The following is a 1,832-nucleotide window of genomic DNA, read 5'->3' as shown; positions in this document are numbered from 1 at the left end:
GTTTTACCTCGTGGCATCACGCCGGCTATGGCGGCGGCGGCCAGTCCGACGGTGGTAGTGCAACAGCCGGTATATGTCACCGGACCCGCCATCGGCACCGAGGTTTTCGCGTTGCCCAGTGGCGGATGCAACAGCGTCAGCGCGAATGGCATCCGCTACTATAATTGTGGCGGCGGCTACTATCAGCCGCATTTTGGTAGTAATGGGGTGTATTACACCGTCGTTCCTGCCCCGTTCTGATTCAGCACAATCAAACCCGTAAGGAGATCATCATGAAAAAAGCAGTGCAGATCACTGTTCTGGCCGCCGCGTCCCTGCTGGCAATGTCGGCAATTGCGCAGGGACAAGGCCCAGCCGCAACCGCCACGCCGACTATGGCAGCGATTGCCGATGCCATGGGTGCCCGCGAAAAAATAACCGCCGTTGGCGTAGTTCAGACGGTCGATCTGAAGAACCGGCTGGTCAGCATCAAGAATGAAGATGGCAAGATTTTCACCATCCATGCCGGGCCGGAAGTTCGGAACCTGGCGCAAATTGGCCCCGGTTCAGTGGTCAAGGTGGAATATCACGAAGCGCTGGCTATGGCGCTCGAAAAAGTCCAGAGCGGCGGTATCAACGTGCGGGAAGACACCGTGAGCGTCGGTCGCACCCCAGCGGGCGCATTACCTGGCGCTACGGTCGAGGAGAGTGTGCAGATGATCGGCACGATCCTCGCTATTGACAAGGCGAAGCGCACGGTGTTGATTCAGGGCGCGGTTCACCATGTCAGCTTGAAGATACCCGCCAATATGGACCTCAAAGACCTCAAAGCGGGGGATCAGGTGCTGGCGCGTTACGTTCAGGAACTGGGCGTCGCGGTTGGACCGGCACCCACTCCGAGCTACACCCCTCCGGCTGTTAACAAAAACCAGTAAGCAGCCTGTCAGGCCCGGATTGCCGGGTACTATATTGCGCAAAACCCGCCCCGGTGGCGGGTTTCAAATTTAGCCTTCATGGATTCTTTAAATTGCGGTTTTCAGCGCTAACGATTCGGTTCGGCATTCAGTTCTCTATCTTGCCAGTACCGAGTACCGGCGACCGTCGCAACCAGTTCCAGGCCGCTTCGGGTGAACTGGTAAATTTCGATCCCCTGAGTAGATACTCCGGTGCTGACTTGCCCTCCCCTGCCGTCGACCTTGGCCGCTGCGCCCACATTGCCGCCAAAATCCCAACCACTGTCAACGAATCGACGCAAGGTTTGATCATCCTGGAACACAAATAAGACCCGGAAATCCCTGATTCCCATCCCCAGCCCGCCGCCGACCTGGGCCATGCGCATGTAGGTATTCTGACCAGTTTGGTTGTCGCGCACCAAGCCGTAGCCATGGCCGGAGGTCATGATGAGGAATTTGGAGCTTCTATTGCTGAACACGCCATAGCCAGCCGCCCGCTCAAGCCTATCCTGGAGGCCCGGATTTAATCGATCCGCTTCGGCTAGCGTGTCCTGGGTCATTTGCTGGATGCTGGCCCGTTGCTCGGCGGCGGTATCTCCCTGCGGAGTGGCGCAACCGGCGATCAGCAGAACGCACAGCGCGAACAGGGGAACGAAAAGGGTGGGTTTCATGGTGTTTTTCTCCTGGGTCATGGGTCTTCGTTGACGGTTTTAACACGCTTCGGCAATGTACTCGAACGCCGACGATTAATACCATTCCTTTATAGCAATACTTCGGACAGTTTTCTCTAACTGATTGATACGAGGAGGGAGCCTTCGGCATACGCGCCAACTTAAGCATCTCACCACCTATCAGTTTTCAGCCAGACTCTGTGAACTGAGTTTCATCGAGATGGGGATG

General features: G+C 56.6%; 2 protein-coding genes and 1 pseudogene. 2 read left to right on the top strand and 1 reads right to left on the bottom strand.

Annotation, left to right across the window (positions count from 1 at the left end; all coding sequences use genetic code 11):
- Both BN874_RS25135 and BN874_RS12380 read left to right on the top strand, forming a co-directional pair.
- Positions 1 to 240, top strand: a pseudogene (locus tag BN874_RS25135) (hypothetical protein); the annotation flags it as partial.
- 32 nt (positions 241 to 272) lie between these two features.
- The gene (locus BN874_RS12380) at positions 273 to 914 is read left to right on the top strand and encodes a hypothetical protein (RefSeq protein ID WP_034433797.1); all 642 of its coding nucleotides are present in this window, start codon (positions 273 to 275) and stop codon (positions 912 to 914) included.
- A gap of 107 nt (positions 915 to 1,021) precedes the next feature.
- On the opposite strand, the gene BN874_RS12375 is transcribed toward BN874_RS12380, so the two are convergent.
- The gene (locus BN874_RS12375) at positions 1,022 to 1,603 is read right to left on the bottom strand and encodes a lipid-binding SYLF domain-containing protein (RefSeq protein WP_034433795.1); all 582 of its coding nucleotides are present in this window, start codon (positions 1,601 to 1,603) and stop codon (positions 1,022 to 1,024) included.
- Positions 1,604 to 1,832: the final 229 nt, after the last annotated feature.

The organism is Candidatus Contendobacter odensis Run_B_J11 (genome assembly GCF_000531125.1).
Taxonomy (GTDB): domain Bacteria; phylum Pseudomonadota; class Gammaproteobacteria; order Competibacterales; family Competibacteraceae; genus Contendibacter; species Contendibacter odensensis.
The sequence above is the reverse complement of the archived record's forward strand: the minus strand, read 5'-3'. Positions and strand labels throughout refer to the sequence as shown.